The sequence below is a fragment of the uncultured Tessaracoccus sp. genome, from assembly GCF_947255005.1.
Classification (GTDB): domain Bacteria; phylum Actinomycetota; class Actinomycetes; order Propionibacteriales; family Propionibacteriaceae; genus Arachnia.
In genome coordinates this window covers 40,615-59,132 of record NZ_CAMYFI010000012.1, presented here as the reverse complement: position 1 = coordinate 59,132, position 18,518 = coordinate 40,615, and the positions used below count along the sequence as shown (strand labels likewise).

Here is an 18,518-nt window from a genome sequence, read left to right as displayed (position 1 = left end):
GCGTCCGTGAGGCGAGCCCGGACGCGACCTTCGTGCCCGTACCAGAAGGCCGTGGCGCCATACTCGGCCTTCGCTTGGTTGGAACCGCCGTGTTCGATGCCGAACGCCATCGTGTTCGAGAACGGCATGGCGTCAGAGACGAGAGTGCGCACCATGGAGTCGCACTTGTGCTTACATCCATTCACACCGAACTGAATCGCCGTCGCTCCGACGAATGGGGTTGTGAAGGGCACCACCTCGCGGAAGTACCAGCCACCCTCGTAGAAGTCTTCGGTGCCGGTGCCGTGCCACGCGGGTGAGTAGGCGCCGTCGACGTGCACGCGCTCGTCGCCTTCGAGGTACTCACGAGTGTTACCGAACTCCATCTGGCCGCGCACCGTCTGGCTGACGCCGACGACCTTGCCGAAGCCGGTTTGGTCAATCACCCGCCAGTCTTGGCCGTCGACGGTATCCCCGCGACGTGACTGCGCCTGGAAGTAGCCGATCGACGGTTTCGCGCCAGACAGCTGTCCTCCGACGCGGCCCTCACGAGCCGTCGTGGCCGTGGCCGTGCCGACGGTGACGTCGACGTCGGATTCATTCACCAACTCCACTTCCAGTGACTTCTTGTACGGCATCGGCCACCAGCTGGAGAACCACCCAGTGGTCTCGGGATCGACGGCGTAGAGCAGCGAGCGGACCTCTGCGCGGCTGAGTCCGACACCGAAGAACTCGCCGAACGGAGCGTCGACCGTCTGCTTCCCGTCGGCGGTGACTCGCAGTCGGAGGTCGCGCAGCAGCGCGTTGCCCTCGAGCACATCGGGGTCGGTAGCGACGGGATAGGTGTACGTTCTGTCCCCACGCCATACCTGCCCCACGATTGTGTAGCCGTGCGCTTTCTCTGATTTCTCGTTGCCGACGTCGATCTCGTCAGTGCGCTTCCATTCGTCGCCTACTCGGCTGTCCACCCAGTAGCGGAATTCGTTGAAGTCATTCTCCTTCTTGATGTATTCGGTCTTCACTGTCACCGATTGCTTGCCCTTGGTGATTTCGGCGGGAACCTCGATGGAGAGATCAAGCCACTGCCCTGCCGTCGACTTCACCTCTTCCCACGCGCCAATTTCTTTACCATCGACGGTGACCTTCGCCACCTGCCCCGCGATGCCTGAATCGAGGCGACGGGTGATCCGGACGCCGTTGTTGGCAGGGTCGATCTTGGCGGTGAACTGGCTGGATCCGCGGAACGCGCGACCGTCATCATTAATGCGCTCAGCCTCGTCGGGGGTCTTGACCTGCGGAAGCTGGAATCGCAGCTCGTTCAGCACACCCGCCTTACGCGCTGAGGCAACACGTTGGCTGCCACCTGCGGGGATGCTCAACTTCGTGGTGTTGGTGCTCGTCTTCCGCGCACGAGGCTTGGGATCTTGGTGGCCCCACTGTTTGGCTGCGGCGAGCACGTCGGAAGGAACATCGTCGGGGTTGAAGGTGGGCACGCCCTGGGCATCCGCAAACTCGCGGATCGATACGTGGTGGAAGAGCGGGTTGTTGGTGGTGGTGACCTTCATCGACTCTCGATAGGTCATCGGCACCTTGATGGCGACACCGCCGGAGGATTCGTCGGCATCGGCGACGAAGGGCCGCTGGAAGGCGCCGCCGAGCTTGCCGTCCACGACATCCTGCAGTTTCGCGTCAAGCACAACCTTGCCGTCGAGCGTCACCTTAATGTTGCCGGTCTTGCTGACGTCACCCCAGTCTCTGGTGAACCAGATCGACGTGATCTCTCCTGCGCCGACATCCTCGGCGAGGACGCAGCCGTCGGCCTCTGCACGGAGGCAGGAGAAGGCGCCGTCGAATCCGTCTTGCCAATTCCCTCCGGTTTCATCGAAGCTCGAGAACTGCTTGCTCGTGACCCCGGTTGGAATGAATGGCAGCTGGTCGAGATGCCGGAAGGTATCCCACCCGACGGGACCCTTCGCCGTGAACTTCACCGGAGCGCGCCCATGTCCGGGGCCTGCCTGGGCCTGTCCAGTGGTCGCACCCGGGGCAATCAGGAGTGTTGCGCCGGTGAGCAGCGCGAACACACCCTTGTGTAATCGCGTAGTCATGTTCGTCCTTTCGTAGCACGTACCTGGTTGCTGTTGTTAGGAAAAAGAACGGTGGAGCGCCGCAATCACTGCTGACGGCGACGCTCCACCGACTTCGATGTTGATTCAGAAGTTACTTATTAGAGAAGTCGTACTGTTTGTAAACCTCCGCTGCGTTCTCCTTCGTGACGGGGATCGTGGGCAAAATCTGTTTCGACCCGAATTCCTTGCCGTCGATCATGAGCATGACGGTGTCGATCGCTTCCTTGGCTCCAGTCGGATACACGAAAGTTCCTGCCAGCTGACCCTGCTCGACGGCGCGGATGCCACCGTCGGGGATGGCAAGGCCGTCGATACCGATGAACTTGATGTCCTTGTCCTTGCCCGCTGCGGACGCGGCAAGCGCGGCACCGAGTGCCATCGGGTCGTTGTGCGCGTAGACCAAATCGATCTGCTCACCAGATTGCAGCCACTGCTGCATATTCTTGGTGCCTTCTTCCTTCACCCACTTGGCGTCCTGATCCTTCACGATCTTGATCTTCGGGTTCTCCTTGATGGCGTCGCGGAAGCCCTGATCGCGGTCAATCTGTGGCTGGTTGCTCATGATGCCTCGCAGCTCGACGACGTTGCCGCCGTCGGGGAGAAGCTCGAGGGCGAGCTTGCCGGCCGCTTCACCAATAGCGACATTGTCACCACCGATAAACGCCGCGATGCAGTCGGTATTCACCGAGCGGTCCAGCACAATCACCGGGATTCCCTTGTCGCATGCCTGCTGTACCGGCGGGGTCAGCGGATCCGACTCGTTCGGGGAGACGATCAGAATGTCCACACCCTGGGTGATGAACTGCTGCACTTGGGATACCTGCCGCGACGAATCCTGGGCTGCGTCAGCGATAGGCAGGAGCTCCAGGTTGTCGTGCTGCTTGGCATAATGCTCAAGCTGAATGTTCAGCTGTGCGCGGTACGGCTCGGCATTGTTCGCCTGCGAATAACCGATGACGTACTTGTCTTTCTTCTCGAGCTCGACCGTCTTCATCGGACCGGGATCGATGTCCCCGGCAGCTCCCGTGTCGCCACCTTCCGGTCCACTTTCTGAGGCACCACCATCTTCCGACGAAGTCGCGCTCGACTGGGCGCCTTCGTCCTTGCTGGGCGAAGACGAGTTGGAATCTGCATTCGAACCACAGGAGGCTAAGGCGAGAGTGGAGGCTGCCACCAGAGCTCCCAGCGTCTTCAATGACCTGAGTTTCATGGTTTCCCTTTCTATATGTTGCTCAGTCGGGTGCGGTCAGTGTGCGTCTTGGACGGCTGTCTTGTTTTTCCGTCTTCCCTTGCGACGGATGGACTCGCCGATCTCGTTGAACAGTTCTGGGCGCTGGATCACCACGGCGACGATGACGATGATGCCCTTGATGATCATCTGCCAGTTAGCGCTGAAGTTATTGAGCCCCAGCACGTTGTCGAGCAGGGTCAGAATCATGGCGCCAATAAACGTGCCAATTGCAGTGCCTTTACCGCCCGCGAGGCTGGCCCCGCCAATGACGACGGCGGCGATCGCGTCGAGTTCATACGTGAGGCCGGCTGTTGGATCAGCCGACGCGTTGTAGGCGGCGTTGATGGGCCCAGCAATGCCGGCGAGAAAACCGGTGAAGGTGTAGACGAAGATGAGTACGAGCGTGACGTTCACGCCGGAGAGCCTGGCTGCCGTCGGGTTACCGCCCACGGCATAGATGTGTCGCCCGAGTTTCGTTTTCGAGAGAATGACCTGGGCGACGATCGTGATGACGATGAGCGCCAGCACGGGGAACGACCCGAGGAACGGCACGTCGAACAGCGGTGCGCCAGGCTGGCCCAGCACCTGGAAATCTCGTGAACCGGGAAGAATGCCGTTCTCGTCGTACTGCACAGTGCCGATGGAGACGTTGTTCGAGAACTCACGCACGATACCTCGCGCAATCGTCATCATGGCGAGTGTCATCACGAAGGCTTGTATCTTGAGGAGCGCAGTGCCGAGGCCGTTGATGAGGCCGAAGATGGCGCACACCAGCAGCGTCATCGGAAGAATTGCTCCCACAGACCAACCCTGATCCACCAGCAGCCAAGCAGACAGAGTGCCGCCAATCGCAAGCACGGAACCGACGGAAAGGTCGATGCCGCCGGTGATGATGATGAGCGTCATGCCGATGGCGAGGATGCCGCGGGGCGCGAAGTAGGCCACAGCATTGGTGAGGTTATCCAGCGACAGGAAGCGATCAGATTGAGTGACGATGCCGATGATGATGATCAGCACCAACCCGAGATAGCCCTGTAATGAACCCATTAAGGGACGGATGCGCTACCACGTGGTCGGCTTGCCAGTGTTCAATTCTTCACTCATGACTCTTGGCCTTCCTCAACCCCGTCAGTGACCGCAGTTGACTCTTGGACGGTGACCGCTTGGGTTCGATCCATGGCAGCCGACAGAATTTCCTCTTGGTTCGTCGTCGCCGCGTCGAGCTCTGCCATCTTCCGGCCTTCACACAGCACGACGATCCTGTTGCACATACGCAGCAGTTCCGGCAGCTCCGAGGACGCGACAACGATGGCAACCCCCTGCTCGGCGAGCTCGTTGACGAGCTCATAGATTTCGGCCTTCGCTCCCACGTCGATGCCACGTGTGGGTTCGTCGAGCAGGATGACCGACGGCTTCGTCAGCAGGCACTTCGCCAGCACCACCTTTTGCTGATTGCCGCCTGAGAGTGTCCCGACCGCCGACTCTGCACTCGGGGTTTTCACTCCCAGCGCCTTGATCTCGGAATTCACGAGACGGGCCTCGTCACGCTGTTTCACGAAACCCCCGGTGGTGAATCGGCTTAGCGCGGCGAGGCTGGCGTTGAACTTCACGCTCATGTCGAGCAGCAGGCTTTGTTGCTTGCGATCCTCAGCGACGAGCGCGAATCCGGACTCGATGGCGTGGCGAGGATTCGTCGGGTGATAGGTGGCGCCGTCGAGCTCGATGTGTCCTGAGATGACGTTGGGCGGGTAGCCGCCGAACAGGGACTCGAGGGTTTCCGTGCGCCCCGCACCCATGAGCCCGGCCAAACCGACGATCTCTCCAGGCCGCACGTCGAAGTCGATGCCCTTCAGTTCCACCCGCCCGGCGAGAGCGTCGGGTTCGAGTCGCAGGTCGCGTACACGCAGGCGCGGTTCGCCTTGGGCATCGGCTGCGCCTTGTTCTCGTCGCGGTAGGTCGGACACGTCTCGGCCAACCATCATTCGAATGAGCTCTGGCCTGGATGTACCCGCCATGTCTTTTTCCCCGACCCAGCATCCGTCGCGGAGCACGTTGACGCGGTCGGCAATCACCTCGAGTTCTTCGAGGCGGTGGGATACGTAGATGATCCCGACCCCTTCGGCAGTCAGAGAGCGGATCACGTCGAAGAGTTTTTGCACCTCGGCGTCAGCCAGCGCCGAGGTGGGTTCGTCCATGATGAGGATCTTCGCGTCGATTGAGAGTGCTTTGGCCACCTCCACCAATTGCTGCTCCGCCACGCGCAGTTGGCTTACCGGCGTCGTCGGTTCGAGGTCCAGCCCGACACGAGCGAGGAGGGCCTTGGCCCTGTCGAGGCTCTTCCGACGATTGACGAACCCGCCTTTGCCTTGCTCTCGCCCTAGCCAGATGTTGTCTGCGATGGACATGGAGGCCACCAGGTTCAGCTCTTGGTGGATGGTGGAAATACCGAGGCGTTGGGAATCCGTGGGGGTGTGCAGCACGACGGGGTTGCCCGCGAGCGTGATGTCGCCGTCGTAGTGGTTGAATACGCCCGAGAGGATGTTGATCAGCGTGGACTTGCCCGCGCCGTTCTCACCCAGCAACGCAACTACTTCGCCCTCGTTAAGCCTGAGTTCTACGTCGCGCAGCGCATGCACGCCGGGAAAACTCTTCCCTATACCTTGCATCTCGAGTAACTGCGTCGTCACTAGCTTCTCCGTCCCTGAGCGGCTGTGCTCGGTTCCTACAGGGACCCAGTTTTACACACTGCGGCGTCAGTGTGGGGCAGTTTATGTAATCGATATCAGCTCTTCGATGGGCGCGAACATCTCAACGTCATCCAGACATACGCTCACAACCAGGAACAGCGAGGGGGTGAGCGGGAAACACCCGCTCACCCCCTCGCTGCTGCAGCTGTCTACCAGGGATCAGTCGTAGAGAGCCTTCTTGATGTCTTCATTGTCCATGTTCTCGGCGTCGTACCAGTAGAAGCCAGAGTCGATGAACTTCTCGACTTCCTTACCTTGGAGCACTTTGTCCGCGGCAACCACGGCTTGGTAACCCATCTCGTACGGATTCTGGGTTACGGAGCCCGTGATGGTACCCGACTTGATGAGATCCATTTGCGGCTTGCCGGAGTCGAATCCGACGATCTTGACCTTGTCTTTTCGGCCTGCGGTTTCAGTGGCCTGTGCTGCTGCTACGGCACCATCGTCGTCAGTGGCGAAGATTCCCGCCAGATCAGGGTTAGCTTGGAGGATCGCGGACGACTGCTGCTGAGCGACAGCCTGGTCCGAGTTGTTGTATTGGACATCGACGATCTGGATGTCAGGCGCATTCTCCTTAACCCACTCCCGGAAGCCCTGCTCCCGATCCTGTCCCGTCACCGAGGTCTGGGAGTGACAAATAATGGCTATCTTGCCCTTCTTGCCAATGAGGTCAGCCAGTCGCTGTGCGCCTTCTGCGGCGGCTGCCTTGTTGTCGGTAGCGACTGTCGTCTTGGGAATGTCAGAACCTGGCACGCCCGAGTCGAACGCGACCACGGGGATGGAGGCATCTGCGAACTGCTTCAGCACTGTGCCCTGCGCGTCGGAGTCAAGCGCAGCAAATACCAGGGCAGCGGGCTTCTTGATGAGTGCCTGCTGCAACTGGTCGTTCTGTCGAGGCACGTCTGTTTCCGTGTCGGGGCCGTTGAAAGTGACGGCGTATCCGAGGTCCTTGCCTGCCGCCTCAGCACCCTTCTTGACGCTGGCCCAGAATGGGCTGGCATAGCCCTTTGCTACGACTGCGATGGATTTACCACCCTCCCCACCGGAGGCTCCACCGCCTCCATTGTTTTCTCCGCCACACGCAGTCAATCCAGTGAGGGTTAGCGCGATGGCAGCCACCGCACTAACAAACTGTGCACGCTTCATTTTTTTTTCTTACTCCTAAATTCGGTTCTCACCCTATTGTGAGAAGAAGTGGACATTTACTGATGATGACTAATTCTTCTGGCGGCGAGCGTCGAGGTACACAGCTGCGAGCACGACGGCACCCAGCAGAACCTTCTGCCACTGGTCCGGGATGCCCATGAGCACGGCGCCGTTACGAATCGTGGCGATCACGATCGCGCCAATAACGGAGCCGAACACTGATGCCCGGCCACCTTGCAGTGATGCGCCTCCGAGGACAGCCGCCGCGATTGCGTACATCTCGTACGACTGGCCCACGTCCGGCTTGCCCGAGGCCAATCGCGAGGCCATCAAGATACCGGCGATTCCCGTGAAGGTGCCTCCCAAGGTATAGACCAGCATCTTCCATTTGCGCACGTTGACGCCAGACAGACGCGTTGCTTCCTCATTCGAGCCGATAGCGAGCGCGTACCGCCCGATGAGCGTGCGGTTCAGAAGGTAGGCGGCGATGACTGCGACAACCGCGATCAAGAAGAGCGCGTTCGTCAATCCAAAGGTGCTGCCTTGGCCGAGCTGAAGGAACGCTTCAAACTGAGTCAGTGGGATAGCGGAGGTTCCCGAGATGACCATCGCCATACCCCAGGCCACCAACATCATTGCGAGCGTGGCGATCATGGGCTGCATCTTCAGGTAAGCGACGAGAACACCGTTGATAGTGCCGAGTAGTGCGCCTGAGAGGAGGCCGACGACAACGCCCACGACGATGACCATGACCGTACCCAGGCCTGCGTCATGGGCCCACGTCATCGCCACTGCCAGACAGACCCCGGTAAACGCAATGCCGAATCCTGGCGTGAGGTCGATACCGCCCGTCGCGATAACGAACGTGAGTCCTAGCGCCAGCAACACGTAGACGGACGCATCCAGCAACAGTGCCGAGAAGTTTGAAACTTGCAGGAAGTAGGGGCTTGCCAGGGAGAAGAGGACGATCAGGATGATCTCAGAAACCAACACAAGCACTTGCGAAGCATGCCTGGCTAAGAAGCCTTTTCTGCCCGACTTCTTTTTGTGCCCGACCATCGTAGAATTGTGGTCTGGCGCCGCCTGGGAAACGCTCATAACACCGACTCCTTTGTTGTTTCTGAGAGCTGACCCGTGGCCAAGCTCATAATCACATTTTGGCTAGCTTCTTCGTTGTTAAGAACCCCGGTCACTCGACCCTCCCACATCACTACAATCCTATGTGACAACCTGAGAATCTCGGGCATTTCCGAAGAGATTACAATGATCGATTTTCCTTGGTCAGCGAGCTCATTAAGTAGATCGTAGATCTCGTCCTTAGCTCCGACGTCAATACCTCGGGTTGGCTCGTCAAAGATGAGGATGTCGCAATCTCTAGCGAGCCACTTTCCAATGACCACTTTCTGCTGGTTTCCTCCAGAGAGGTTCTTTGCATTCTGCCACCGAGATGGGGTCTTAACACGAAGCTTTTCAATGTAGGTATCTGTGATCCCAGCAGCCTTCGAATCATCGACGATGATCCCGCGAGCCCATCGTTGATACGACGGTAGAGCAGTATTTTCAACGAGACCCTTGTCAAGAAGTAGGCCGTAGCGCTTTCTATCCTCAGACAGGTAGGCGAGCGAGTTCTTCACCGCGTCTGCGGGCGATTTGATATTGACTTCTTGTCCATTGATCTCAACTCTTCCTGAAGTCTTCTCATCTGCCCCAATCAGTGCTCGCGCAGTTTCTGTGCGGCCGGCTCCTACCAGCCCAGCAAAACCCAGAATTTCGCCTTTCCTCAAGTCGAAGCTGACGTTTCTCAGGACGTCCTTCGTCGACAAGTCCTGCACACTCAAAACGACAGGGCGCTCACCCTTAAGCGGTTTGGGGCGTATGTCGGTAGCAATCTTCCGTCCAACCATCTTTTCGATGATGTCATCAATGGTCAGCGTTTCGGCCGGGGAAGTTGAGATCCACTGTCCGTCGCGCATCACCGTGATTGTGTCCGACACGCGTTTAATCTCATCCATCCGGTGTGAGATATAGACAATAGCTGTCTCATCACTGATGAAGTCCTTCATCACTTGGAACAACGCTTCTGTTTCGCGGTCGGTAAGAGCTGCGGTGGGCTCATCCATGATGAGGATCTTGGCGTCGAATGACAGGGCTTTCGCAATCTCGACCATCTGCTGTGTTGCGACTGTTAGGTCCCCAACCTTGTCATCCGGATTGAGAGACAAGCCCACACGCTCCAAGAGAGCCTCAACCTCTCTCCTCATTTTCTTTGGTGAAAGGTTGAAGCGAGTTCCGGTGTATTGCTCTCTACCGAAGAAAATATTTTGCTCTACGGTCAGATCGGGCATCAAGTTTAACTCTTGATGAATGATGGAAATGCCTTTACGCTGCGCGTCCAAAGGCCCTTGTATCTTGGTCTCTTTCCCCCGTAGCTTGATGACCCCGGCGTCGGGCTGATAGATCCCTCCCAGGATCTTCATCAATGTTGACTTACCGGCGCCATTTTCCCCAACCAGCGAGTGCACTTCACCAGCGTGGAGACTGAACTGGACTTCATCGAGTGCCCGAACTCCAGGGAACTCCTTGACAATACCTTTGGCTTCCAGCATTGGCGTACCGCTCAATGGCTCCGGCACCTGACTCACGCCGACGTCGGGCTCGTTGTACGGACTGTTCACGTTATCCATGGGTGCGCATCTCCTCAACCTTGACCGGGCGCCCTTCCCTGCGCGATACGCCTAGGGCGAGCGTCACGTACAGAGCTTCAAGAGCATCATCGACGGTGCATGGACTGGGCTTCTTGCCTGCTACTACGTCGACGAATTCCGCTAGTTCCACCTCGTAGCACTCCTTGAATCGGGCGATGAAGTCGTTCCACGGTTCGGCGTCAGGGAACGTCACTCCCGGCTCTGCACTCACCAGCGGCACCTTTGGCTCCAGGCCGACGGTCACCTGGCCTCGACTACCTGCGAGCTCCATCCTGACGTCGTAGCCCTGCCCGTTATTTCTCGAAGTGTGGGCAGTGACGAGGGTGTTGTCCTTCAGCCTGAGTACCGCGACGCCCTCGTCGATGTCATCGTGTTTCGTGAAGTATTCGTCGCCTCGCACCGCTCCGTAGGCAAATACTTCTTCAACTTCTTGACCGGTGATCCAGCGCAGCACGTCAACGTCGTGGATGACGCAGTCTCGCCAAATGCCTCCCGAGGCAGCCACGAAGTTCTCTGGTGGTGGGTTCTGGTCGCAGGTCAGCATGTGCACCCGGTGCAGATCACCGATCTCTCCCGACTGCACCCTGCGGCGTGCTTCGAGATAGCCGGGATCGAATCTGCGCTGGAAGCCAATTTGGGACGCGACACCTGCATCATGGACGGACTTGATACTCCGCAGTGTTCCTTCCAAGTCGACAGCCACCGGTTTTTCGCAGAAGAGAGCTAGCCCGGCATCGGCCGCTTTGATGATGAGTTCCTCATGGGTCTGCGTTGGCGTAGCGATGACCACGCCGTCGAAGTTCCCTGGCTCTTCGAAGACCGATTCAACACTCGCGGCTGCCACGGGAACGCCACTGACCGGCGTCAGTCCTGCGGCTACCTGGGCAGCACGATCGGTGTCGACATCGCACACGGTCAGTTCGACCGATGGATTGGCGGCCAGGGCCTGCGCGTGTCCGACGCCAATCCTTCCTACACCAAGTTGGGCGATCCGGACTCGAGCGGTCTGGTCGTTTCCTGTCATCTGGCTCTCCTTCGAACCGGGCTTTCAACGCTGGTGGCTCCATGCCAGCAACGCTGCTCTCAGCGTGTCGAGCTCACCCCCAAGGTAAGCGGGGGCGCGCTCTTCAGTGAGCATCGTTACTCACTGGGTTTGAGGGTAACCTACACGAACACACATGTCCTGACAAGATAGGGTCCGCTCAAGAGATTGCCGCTCGGCGATCGTACGTCACGCGTGACTGGGCCGCCCAGTTGTCCTGAGTAACTCCAAGCCCGAGGCGGCGCTCCTTCCATCGCTCGGAGCCAGGCACATGATTGCCGCGTCGAGATGACAACGCATCGCCTGCCCCGAGTCGGGCTGTCCGCAGCATGGATAGCTGTACCTACACAGCGGAAAAGCCGACTAGAAGCCGGCAGCTCGGAGTCCGTAGTAGGCCTCCTTGGCGAGTTGAAGAGGGATGTCGAAGGACGCCACCGGAAAGAGATCCTGCTCTACGGTCACCCAACCCGAGTAGCCTTGTGCTACCAGGGCCTCATGAAGCTCCGAGAGGTTCACGGCACCCTTGCCCGGCACGGTCATGATTCCTTCGACGACGGCCTTCGCGAAAGACCATCCTTCAAGATCCATCTTTTTCTTGATGCTCAGATCGCAGTCCTTGATGTGCATGTAGGGGATGCGCTCGGCATGCTTGCGGTAGAACGCCACTGGTTCCCCACCACCGTACACATGATGACCGAGGTCGAGACACAAGTTGACATTGGTGTTCGCCAGAAGATGCTCGATTTGCTCCTCCGTCTCAACATGGCTGTCCACATGGGGGTGGAACACTCCCTCCAATCCGAACGATGCGCAATGGTCCGCCAGGCGCTGAACATTTGCCAAGTATCGATCGCGGTCAGCATCCGAGAGGGTGGCCTCCATAACCGGTTGCCCAGTCTCCAAATCGGTGTACATTGCGGGCAACAACACAACGTACTTGGCTTCTGGGAAGTTGAGCATCAACTTGGCGATGTCATCAATAGTCGCACACGCTTCCGCCACGCTACTCTCGTCTAAGAAATTGGCCCCTATGGTGCCCGCAACGAGACTGAGGGAACGCTCATGCAATGCTCCACGCAACTGTTCAAGGTCGGTGGGAAAGTACCCCCATGGCCCGAGCTCGACACCCTCGAACCCCGCCTCGGCCATTTCGGACAAGCATCGATCTGGGCTCGGCTGGAGGTGGTGCTCCGGGAACCATACACCCCAAGAATCTGGTGCGATGGATAGACGAATAGACATGGTTCTCCTTTGATACATATGTCAGTAATTGCGAATTACGCAGATTAATACAATTGCTAGGTAGTGAGGGATGTCTCTCTCACAATGAGTTGAGGATCAATGACCTGAACCATACTCGGTGGCTCATCGCATTCTTGATTGAGTAGCCGCAGAAGCCGCTTAGCCGCCAAGCTGCCTTGCAACTGGGATTTCTGGTCAACCGAGCTCAGCCCCAGCCTCTCTGCCTCGGTGATATTGTCAAAGCCGACCACGGCGCAGTCAGACGTCTTCACCCCAAGACCCCTGAAGGCATCCAATACTCCTAGCGCTATAGCATCAGAAGCGCAGAAGATCGCGGTCGGATACTCGCCTGGGCTGTCAGTGAATACCTGGAGCGCTGCCGCCCTTCCGGCCTCCTCGGTTTGTTGTACGTGACGGATGTTAGGTTGAAGATTAGCTGCTTCCATAGCCTGTAGATACCCCTTGGCCCGTTGTCTATATGGGATCTCCTTCGGTAGGGCGAGGTGCAGGATTCGCTCGTGCCCTTGTTCCACCAAGTGATTCGTTGCCATAACGCCGCCGTCAAAATCATTGCAGACGATAGAACTAACATTGTGGTCACTGATGTCTCGCGTCACGGAAACGAATGGAATAGTAGAACTTGCAGCTTTCAGGGCGTAGGTTGAACCGGCATAGCCGGCCAGGATTATTCCATGAGGCCTCAGAGATACTAAGTTTCTCAGGCTGCTGTCTTCTTTTTTCGGATCGAGCGACCCTTCCATCACAACCAGGATGCAGCCCGATGGTTCAGCAACTTTCTGAATTCCTCGGTAGATGTCTGTGAAAAACCCATTCGACAGCGACTGGCTCAGGAAGCCTATGACAGGCCTGTCGCGGTTTCCCGCCATCGAGGTAGCGATCGATGATCCGATATACCCAAGCTCCTGCGCCGCCTGGAGAACTCGCTCTCGTTTCTCATCTGACACCTTAGGCGACCCCCTCATCACGAGCGAGACGAGGGGGCGCGAGACACCAGCTTGTTTCGCGACGTCTGCCTGAGTCACAAATCTTTTTTCCATCGGGCTTCTACGTTGACTCATTCCATGACAGTTTTTCGATCATGTTTCATGTTCGCCTATAGTTTACCCATCATGTCAGGCTATCTTGACCGCCTCTCCATTCGCCGCTGCCTTGAGTACCGATTCAATGACTTTCATCGTCGGTACGGCTTCTCTGAAGGGAGTCATCACGATGGATTGGTCGTTTCTTGTCACGGCTCGCACAAACTCTTGGATTTCTGCAATAAAGGCTTCTCCGTACGCCGTTCCCACACCTCGCCCAGGCATCGCGGCGGTTTCGGCGAAGAAGGGGAAATCTGGGCCGGACGCTACAATTCGAGGTCCGTCCATACCCGTCTCACTCACTCCCTCTTCATACACCAGCAACTCGTCTGTGCGCGCGGATGTGAACCTGGCATAGCCCTTCGAGCCGTGCACCTCAATACCGAGATCGTTCGGAATTCCTCGGGCAATCCTGCTCAGCGTCAGTGTGCCTACCGCTCCCCCGGCACGCAGGTTCACAACGGCGACATCGTCATTCTCCACCGCTCCTGTTTCCCCTGTCTCCGATGCGGCGATGGAGTGCCCTACGCCGCCCTTAGCAGGGAGTGGACGACGGTCAATGAAGGTACTCAGTAATGCACTGTTGACCTCGGTGATTTCGCCAACGACGTAGCGAATGCTATCGATGCTGTGGGCTCCGATGTCGGCTATGGCACCACCGCCGGACTGCTCCATGATGTACCGCCACGTCAAGGGCTGCTGTGCATCTGCCGCATAGTCTGCGTAGTACCAGGCATTGAACGTCTCAATCTCTCCCAGCCTTCCCTCCTGCACAATTGTTGCTAACTGCGCCAATGCCGGGAGGCGCCGGAATGAGAAACCAACCATATTGATCAGGTCTGATTTTTCTACCCGATCTGCCATTTCTTTGGCTTGTACAGTGTTGAGGCCGAGTGGTTTCTCACAGAAAATGTGCTTCTTCGACTCGATGATCGTCGGCATTACCGTTGCATATACCCTGTTCGGCAACGCTAAGCTCACCGCATCAATATTCGGGTTCTCAAGCACATCATTAAGCTCAGTCGAATAGCGCTCAAACCCATATTGGCCTCTGACCTCTTTCGCCAAGGACTCATTGGCATCGACTACCGTGTCCAGGATGACGCTCACGTCATGTAGATCCTTCGCCATCGATGCATTACGGTACCCAAACGCGTGGGACTGGCCGGCGTATCCGGCCCCAATCACTGCAACTCTCAGCTCTGAGCTCATGCCATCTCCTCTATGAGTACGTCTTCGTACTGATCAACTGTTGTTCCGAGTGAGCGTCAAGCACGTTGCCGGATCACTTCCCGACGGGCCTCACGCTCTTGCTTCCGTCGACATCCATCACAATAGCACGTGCTAATTGCCAGGTCCACACTCACCCTCCATCGCGTAGGTCCGAGCCCTAAGATCCCCCCGGGCATCAACTCAGTTCCAGGAGGCCTGTGACGCAGGGCTGGCTGCGCTGCCTCACACAGTGTTCGACATCTGACAACCCACCTCGCAGCCACTTGAGCCGCTATTTCCGGCCTCCTCCGACGAATACGCTGATAAACAGGAGGAAAAACCCTAGGAAGGCCATGGGCATCAAGGAGAAACTGCTGACGAGATAATCGGGCGTTTCATCACGCCCCGGCCCAAGGCCGAGAAAGTGAAACACCCCGAATATCTGGAGGAATGGCAGCGCGAACAGACAGCCGCCCACAATAGCCAACACTGTGCTGATTACGCGGCGGATGCTCACACGCTTCTTGCGTCCCTTGCTTCCGGGTTGGATGGTCGTGAAGTCGTAGTATGAATCTCGCTGTTCGTACCCGTACTGGGGAGACTCAGGCGCTGTCTCCGAGCGATCACGTTCCGGCTCATCGAAACCGTAGGGCTGCTGACCCATGCGTGTCTCCTCTCTGATCGCAACAGTGTACGCGGCGGCCAGTCCAGCTGAACCGCGCAGTTTCACCGTCGACTCATCAAAGCCCTACCCTGTAATCCGACGACTGAACGCAAGGCGGTCCCCCATGGCCGGTGGACTGGCAGCGTTCCCTTCGAAGCGCCGGGCACATCACAAGGAGGGTGACATGCACACACCATTTGAGCTAGCTGTCTGCGCAGAGATGCAGTTTCTCGATCTGCCACTTCCTGAACGGGTGAAACGCATCGGCGAGTTCGGCATCGCCGCCGAACTGTGGAACTGGCATGAGGAGCACGTCGACCTCGAGGCTATCGCTGCCACCGGAGTGCCTGTGCTCAATATGAACGCATACATCTCAGGCAACCTCACCGATGATGAAGACATCGAGCGTTTCCTCGACACTGCTGAGCAGGGGGCGACCAAGTCCAAGATCCTGGACAAGCCTCGACTCAACTTCCACGGCACTGGCCTCGGCGAGGGAGGCTACCCGGTGAAACCGGTACAAGTGGTAACAGGCGCCATGTGGGCGAAAGCTACGACGACGCTGCTGAGACTCGCTGACATCGCCGAACGGCACGACGTCGTCTACCAAATGGAAAACCTCAACCTTCCCGTAGACCACGCGGGCACGCCCTTCTCCCATCCGGATGATGTGTTGGCACTGATTAAGGCTGTCGACTCACCTCGAATCAGGATGAACCTCGACCTGTATCACGCACAAATTGGCGACGGGAACCTCATCGCAACCTGCGAGGCCGCCCTGCCATATCTCGGAGAGGTGCAGGTGGCGGACGTTCCTGGACGGTGTGAGCCTGGAACCGGCGAGATCAACTACCGCAACGTAGCGAAGAGCCTGCATGCCATGGGGTATAGCAGCACCGTGTGCATGGAGGCGTGGGCAAAACACGATTCCGTACACGCCATCGAGACCTTCATCGAAACCTTCTCAAATCTCGACGACGGGGAGTAATGCCCAACGCGGGAAAGAGTAGGTAGTCCCGACGCATGGACTTTCCTGGGCCGCTACTTCTCCTTCCCCTGGATAAACACGCTGAGGGTCATGAGTGCGAAGCCGATGAATCCGGCCGTCATGAATGAGAAGGTCCTCTCCATGTGTTCGGGAGTCATTCTCTCCGGCCCCAAGCCGACGAGCTCAAGCACCCCGAACATGTGGAGGAAGGGCAGCGCGAAGAGGCAGCCACCTACAACACGCAACACCATGCCAACAACACGGCGGAAGCTCGCACGCTTCTTGTGCCCCTTGCTTCCGGGTTGAATGGCCGCAAAGTCGGAGTACGAACGTCGCGATTCGTACCCATACTGGGGAGACTCAGGCGCTGTCTCTGAACGGTCAGGGCTCGACTGACCGAAGTCGTAAGGCTGCTGACTCATGCGTGTCTCCTCTCTGATCGCAACAGTGTACGTGGCGGCCGGCCCAGCTGAACCGCGCAGTTTCACCGTCGGCCGATCGAAGCCCTACCCTTAATCCGACGACTGAACGCAAGGTGGTACCCCATGGCCGGTGGACTGGCAGCACTTCTCGACGACATCGCGACCATGGCGAAGCTCGCCGCGGCATCTGTGGACGACATCGGTGCGGCGGCGGGCCGCGCGGGGGCCAAGGCGGCGGCAGTGGTCGTCGACGACGCTGCGGTCACGCCGAAATACGTCCAGGGCTTCACACCGCAGCGCGAATTGCCTGTCATCTGGAAGATCGCCAAGGGATCACTGGTTAACAAGGCGATCATCATCGTGCTCGCCCTGCTGCTCAGCCAGTTCATTCCTTGGCTGCTCACCCCGCTGCTGATGTGCGGCGGCACCTACCTGGCGTTCGAGGGCGCGGAAAAATTGTGGGAGTGGGCCAGCGGCCACCAAGCGGAGCCCGAGGACGTCGCGGTCGAACGGGGCCCGGAAAAAGAGAAGGCCATCGTCAGCAGCGCCATCCGCACTGACTTCATCCTCTCCGCCGAGATCATGGTGATCGCGCTCAAGGAAGTAGCCACCGAAACCCTGTGGCTACGGGCGGCGACGCTCATCGTCGTGGCCATTTTCATCACGCTCCTCGTCTACGGAGTGGTTGCCGTCATCGTGAAGCTCGACGACGTCGGCCTCGCCCTCACGAAAAGGAGCCGCCCAGCGACGCAGCGACTCGGGGAGCGTCTCGTGCAGGCCATGCCCGTGATTCTGCGCATCTTGTCGGTGGTGGGCACGTTCGCCATGGTGTGGGTAGGCGGACACATTCTCCTCGTCGGCATGGACGAACTCGGCTTCCACCCGCCGTACGGCTTCGTCCATCACCTCTCCGAGCTCGTAGCAGGCGCGGTGCCTGGGGTAGGCGGCGCGCTCGGGTGGATCGTCGAAACCTTCTTCTCGATGCTCCTCGGGGTGGCTGTCGGCGCGATCGTCTTCGGCGTCGCGCACCTCGTCGGCACGCTGAAGGGACGCACCGCCGAGCACTGACGTCACATCGTGGCGCGCAGCCAGCGAGCGCAGAGCTTCACCCACGTGTAGGCATTCTCCGGCACCTCGTCGTGGAAACTCGTAAGCGAATCCGCAAGCGAGAGCCCATGCGGGCCGTGAGCGTAGTGGTGGTACTCGAAGGCCACCCCGTGCTCGGAGAGTGCATTGACGAACCGGAGCGACTGTGTCGCGGGCACGAGATCGTCCTCGCCCGTTGTCCACACGAACGCCGGCGGCACGTGAGGCCCGGCTGCCCGGATGCAATCGGTGGCCATGATGGTTTCCTTCGGGAACGGCATATCCATCCAGTCCGCCGCCATCACCGCGTAACACGGCACGATGGCGTCCGGGCGCGACGAATGTTCCAGCAACCCCTCGTTGGCTTCGACGCCCTCCGCAGCCAGCCGCGCGTACTCGTCGCGCTCCGCCTCGAGCACCTCTTCGCGGGCGTGCATGGTGCCGAGCATCGCCGTGACGTGCCCGCCGGCGGAAAACCCCAACACGGCCACCCGGTTCGAGTCGACGCCCAGCTCGACGGCGTGGCCGCGCACCCACCGCACGGCGCGGGCCGCGTCGACGATGGGTTGCGGATACTGCGCATGCTCGCGGATGGAGTAGCGCAGCACGAAGCACTGGAACCCGAAGCGCTGGAAGGCGATGGCGACGGGGTCGGCTTCCCGGTCGGAGAGGAACTCATAGCCCCCGCCCGGGCAGATGATGATGGCAGGGCGCGCCTGTTCCATCATCGCCGCGGGCCCGTCCGGGTCACCCACGGAGAATGCGCACACCTCCAGCGTGACGTCGCGCTCGGGGTTCATGGAGACGATGTAGTTCTGCATATCCAGA

Annotated in this window: 16 protein-coding genes; 2 read left to right on the top strand and 14 right to left on the bottom strand. The window is 58.8% G+C overall.

Annotated features, from left to right (window positions below; all coding sequences use genetic code 11):
• The 12 genes from Q0X61_RS04520 to Q0X61_RS04465 form a co-directional block, all read right to left on the bottom strand.
• Positions 1 to 2,084 (bottom strand): glycoside hydrolase family 172 protein (locus Q0X61_RS04520; RefSeq protein ID WP_297740784.1); only part of this gene is annotated, 2,084 nt, incomplete at its 3' end.
• A gap of 112 nt (positions 2,085 to 2,196) precedes the next feature.
• Positions 2,197 to 3,099, bottom strand: a complete 903-nt coding sequence (locus Q0X61_RS04515; protein ID WP_297740782.1) for a substrate-binding domain-containing protein — start codon at positions 3,097 to 3,099, stop codon at positions 2,197 to 2,199.
• A gap of 252 nt (positions 3,100 to 3,351) precedes the next feature.
• Entirely contained in the window at positions 3,352 to 4,383 is a 1,032-nt protein-coding gene (locus Q0X61_RS04510; protein WP_297740780.1) for an ABC transporter permease, read from the bottom strand.
• 53 nt (positions 4,384 to 4,436) lie between these two features.
• On the bottom strand, positions 4,437 to 6,023 hold the full coding sequence (locus tag Q0X61_RS04505; protein WP_297740778.1) for a sugar ABC transporter ATP-binding protein: 1,587 nt from the start codon (positions 6,021 to 6,023) through the stop codon (positions 4,437 to 4,439).
• Positions 6,024 to 6,242: 219 nt separating this feature from the next.
• Positions 6,243 to 7,229 (bottom strand): ABC transporter substrate-binding protein, encoded by a 987-nt coding sequence (locus Q0X61_RS04500; protein WP_297740775.1) that lies wholly within the window; start codon positions 7,227 to 7,229, stop codon positions 6,243 to 6,245.
• A 69-nt stretch (positions 7,230 to 7,298) separates the two neighbouring features.
• Entirely contained in the window at positions 7,299 to 8,327 is a 1,029-nt protein-coding gene (locus tag Q0X61_RS04495; RefSeq protein ID WP_297740773.1) for an ABC transporter permease, read from the bottom strand.
• The gene (locus Q0X61_RS04490; RefSeq protein WP_297740771.1) at positions 8,324 to 9,913 is read right to left on the bottom strand and encodes a sugar ABC transporter ATP-binding protein; all 1,590 of its coding nucleotides are present in this window, start codon (positions 9,911 to 9,913) and stop codon (positions 8,324 to 8,326) included. The genes Q0X61_RS04495 and Q0X61_RS04490 overlap by 4 nt, the downstream gene beginning before the upstream one ends.
• Entirely contained in the window at positions 9,906 to 10,958 is a 1,053-nt protein-coding gene (locus tag Q0X61_RS04485) for a Gfo/Idh/MocA family oxidoreductase (protein WP_297740769.1), read from the bottom strand. Before Q0X61_RS04485 ends, Q0X61_RS04490 begins: the two co-directional genes overlap by 8 nt.
• A 381-nt stretch (positions 10,959 to 11,339) precedes the next feature.
• Positions 11,340 to 12,125, bottom strand: coding sequence for a sugar phosphate isomerase/epimerase (locus Q0X61_RS04480; RefSeq protein WP_297740794.1), 786 nt, complete (start codon positions 12,123 to 12,125; stop codon positions 11,340 to 11,342).
• A 149-nt stretch (positions 12,126 to 12,274) separates the two neighbouring features.
• Positions 12,275 to 13,276 carry a LacI family DNA-binding transcriptional regulator gene (locus Q0X61_RS04475; protein ID WP_297740767.1) on the bottom strand — a complete coding sequence of 334 codons (1,002 nt, stop codon included), beginning with the start codon at positions 13,274 to 13,276 and terminating at the stop codon, positions 12,275 to 12,277.
• 75 nt (positions 13,277 to 13,351) lie between these two features.
• Positions 13,352 to 14,530, bottom strand: a complete 1,179-nt coding sequence (locus Q0X61_RS04470; protein WP_297740765.1) for a Gfo/Idh/MocA family protein — start codon at positions 14,528 to 14,530, stop codon at positions 13,352 to 13,354.
• Positions 14,531 to 14,822: 292 nt separating this feature from the next.
• Positions 14,823 to 15,194, bottom strand: a complete 372-nt coding sequence (locus Q0X61_RS04465; RefSeq protein ID WP_297740762.1) for a hypothetical protein — start codon at positions 15,192 to 15,194, stop codon at positions 14,823 to 14,825.
• A gap of 184 nt (positions 15,195 to 15,378) precedes the next feature.
• Here Q0X61_RS04465 and Q0X61_RS04460 point away from each other — a divergent pair, with 184 nt between their 5' ends.
• Positions 15,379 to 16,182 carry a TIM barrel protein gene (locus Q0X61_RS04460; RefSeq protein WP_297740761.1) on the top strand — a complete coding sequence of 268 codons (804 nt, stop codon included), beginning with the start codon at positions 15,379 to 15,381 and terminating at the stop codon, positions 16,180 to 16,182.
• A 53-nt stretch (positions 16,183 to 16,235) separates the two neighbouring features.
• Here Q0X61_RS04460 and Q0X61_RS04455 read toward each other — a convergent pair whose 3' ends face one another.
• Complete coding sequence (locus Q0X61_RS04455) at positions 16,236 to 16,604, bottom strand: hypothetical protein (RefSeq protein ID WP_297740759.1); 369 nt, start codon at positions 16,602 to 16,604, stop codon at positions 16,236 to 16,238.
• A 123-nt stretch (positions 16,605 to 16,727) separates the two neighbouring features.
• Between Q0X61_RS04455 and Q0X61_RS04450 the strand changes: the two genes are divergently transcribed.
• Entirely contained in the window at positions 16,728 to 17,672 is a 945-nt protein-coding gene (locus tag Q0X61_RS04450; protein ID WP_297740757.1) for a DUF808 domain-containing protein, read from the top strand.
• Positions 17,673 to 17,674: 2 nt separating this feature from the next.
• On the opposite strand, the gene Q0X61_RS04445 is transcribed toward Q0X61_RS04450, so the two are convergent.
• Positions 17,675 to 18,511, bottom strand: a complete 837-nt coding sequence (locus Q0X61_RS04445) for an alpha/beta hydrolase (protein WP_297740755.1) — start codon at positions 18,509 to 18,511, stop codon at positions 17,675 to 17,677.
• Between the last annotated feature and the right edge of the window lie 7 nt (positions 18,512 to 18,518).

Coding starts and splice junctions, on each gene's coding strand:
- Q0X61_RS04510 (WP_297740780.1), bottom strand. CDS start 4,383: ATGGGTTCATTACAGGGCTATCTCGGGTTGGTGCTGATCATCATCATC.
- Q0X61_RS04475 (WP_297740767.1), bottom strand. CDS start 13,276: ATGGAAAAAAGATTTGTGACTCAGGCAGACGTCGCGAAACAAGCTGGT.
- Q0X61_RS04515 (WP_297740782.1), bottom strand. CDS start 3,099: ATGAAGACGGTCGAGCTCGAGAAGAAAGACAAGTACGTCATCGGTTAT.
- Q0X61_RS04480 (WP_297740794.1), bottom strand. CDS start 12,125: ATGGCCGAGGCGGGGTTCGAGGGTGTCGAGCTCGGGCCATGGGGGTAC.
- Q0X61_RS04490 (WP_297740771.1), bottom strand. CDS start 9,913: ATGGATAACGTGAACAGTCCGTACAACGAGCCCGACGTCGGCGTGAGT.
- Q0X61_RS04450 (WP_297740757.1), top strand. CDS start 16,728: ATGGCCGGTGGACTGGCAGCACTTCTCGACGACATCGCGACCATGGCG.
- Q0X61_RS04470 (WP_297740765.1), bottom strand. CDS start 14,530: ATGAGCTCAGAGCTGAGAGTTGCAGTGATTGGGGCCGGATACGCCGGC.
- Q0X61_RS04465 (WP_297740762.1), bottom strand. CDS start 15,194: ATGGGTCAGCAGCCCTACGGTTTCGATGAGCCGGAACGTGATCGCTCG.
- Q0X61_RS04455 (WP_297740759.1), bottom strand. CDS start 16,604: ATGAGTCAGCAGCCTTACGACTTCGGTCAGTCGAGCCCTGACCGTTCA.
- Q0X61_RS04445 (WP_297740755.1), bottom strand. CDS start 18,511: ATGCAGAACTACATCGTCTCCATGAACCCCGAGCGCGACGTCACGCTG.
- Q0X61_RS04485 (WP_297740769.1), bottom strand. CDS start 10,958: ATGACAGGAAACGACCAGACCGCTCGAGTCCGGATCGCCCAACTTGGT.
- Q0X61_RS04460 (WP_297740761.1), top strand. CDS start 15,379: ATGCACACACCATTTGAGCTAGCTGTCTGCGCAGAGATGCAGTTTCTC.
- Q0X61_RS04500 (WP_297740775.1), bottom strand. CDS start 7,229: ATGAAGCGTGCACAGTTTGTTAGTGCGGTGGCTGCCATCGCGCTAACC.
- Q0X61_RS04495 (WP_297740773.1), bottom strand. CDS start 8,327: ATGAGCGTTTCCCAGGCGGCGCCAGACCACAATTCTACGATGGTCGGG.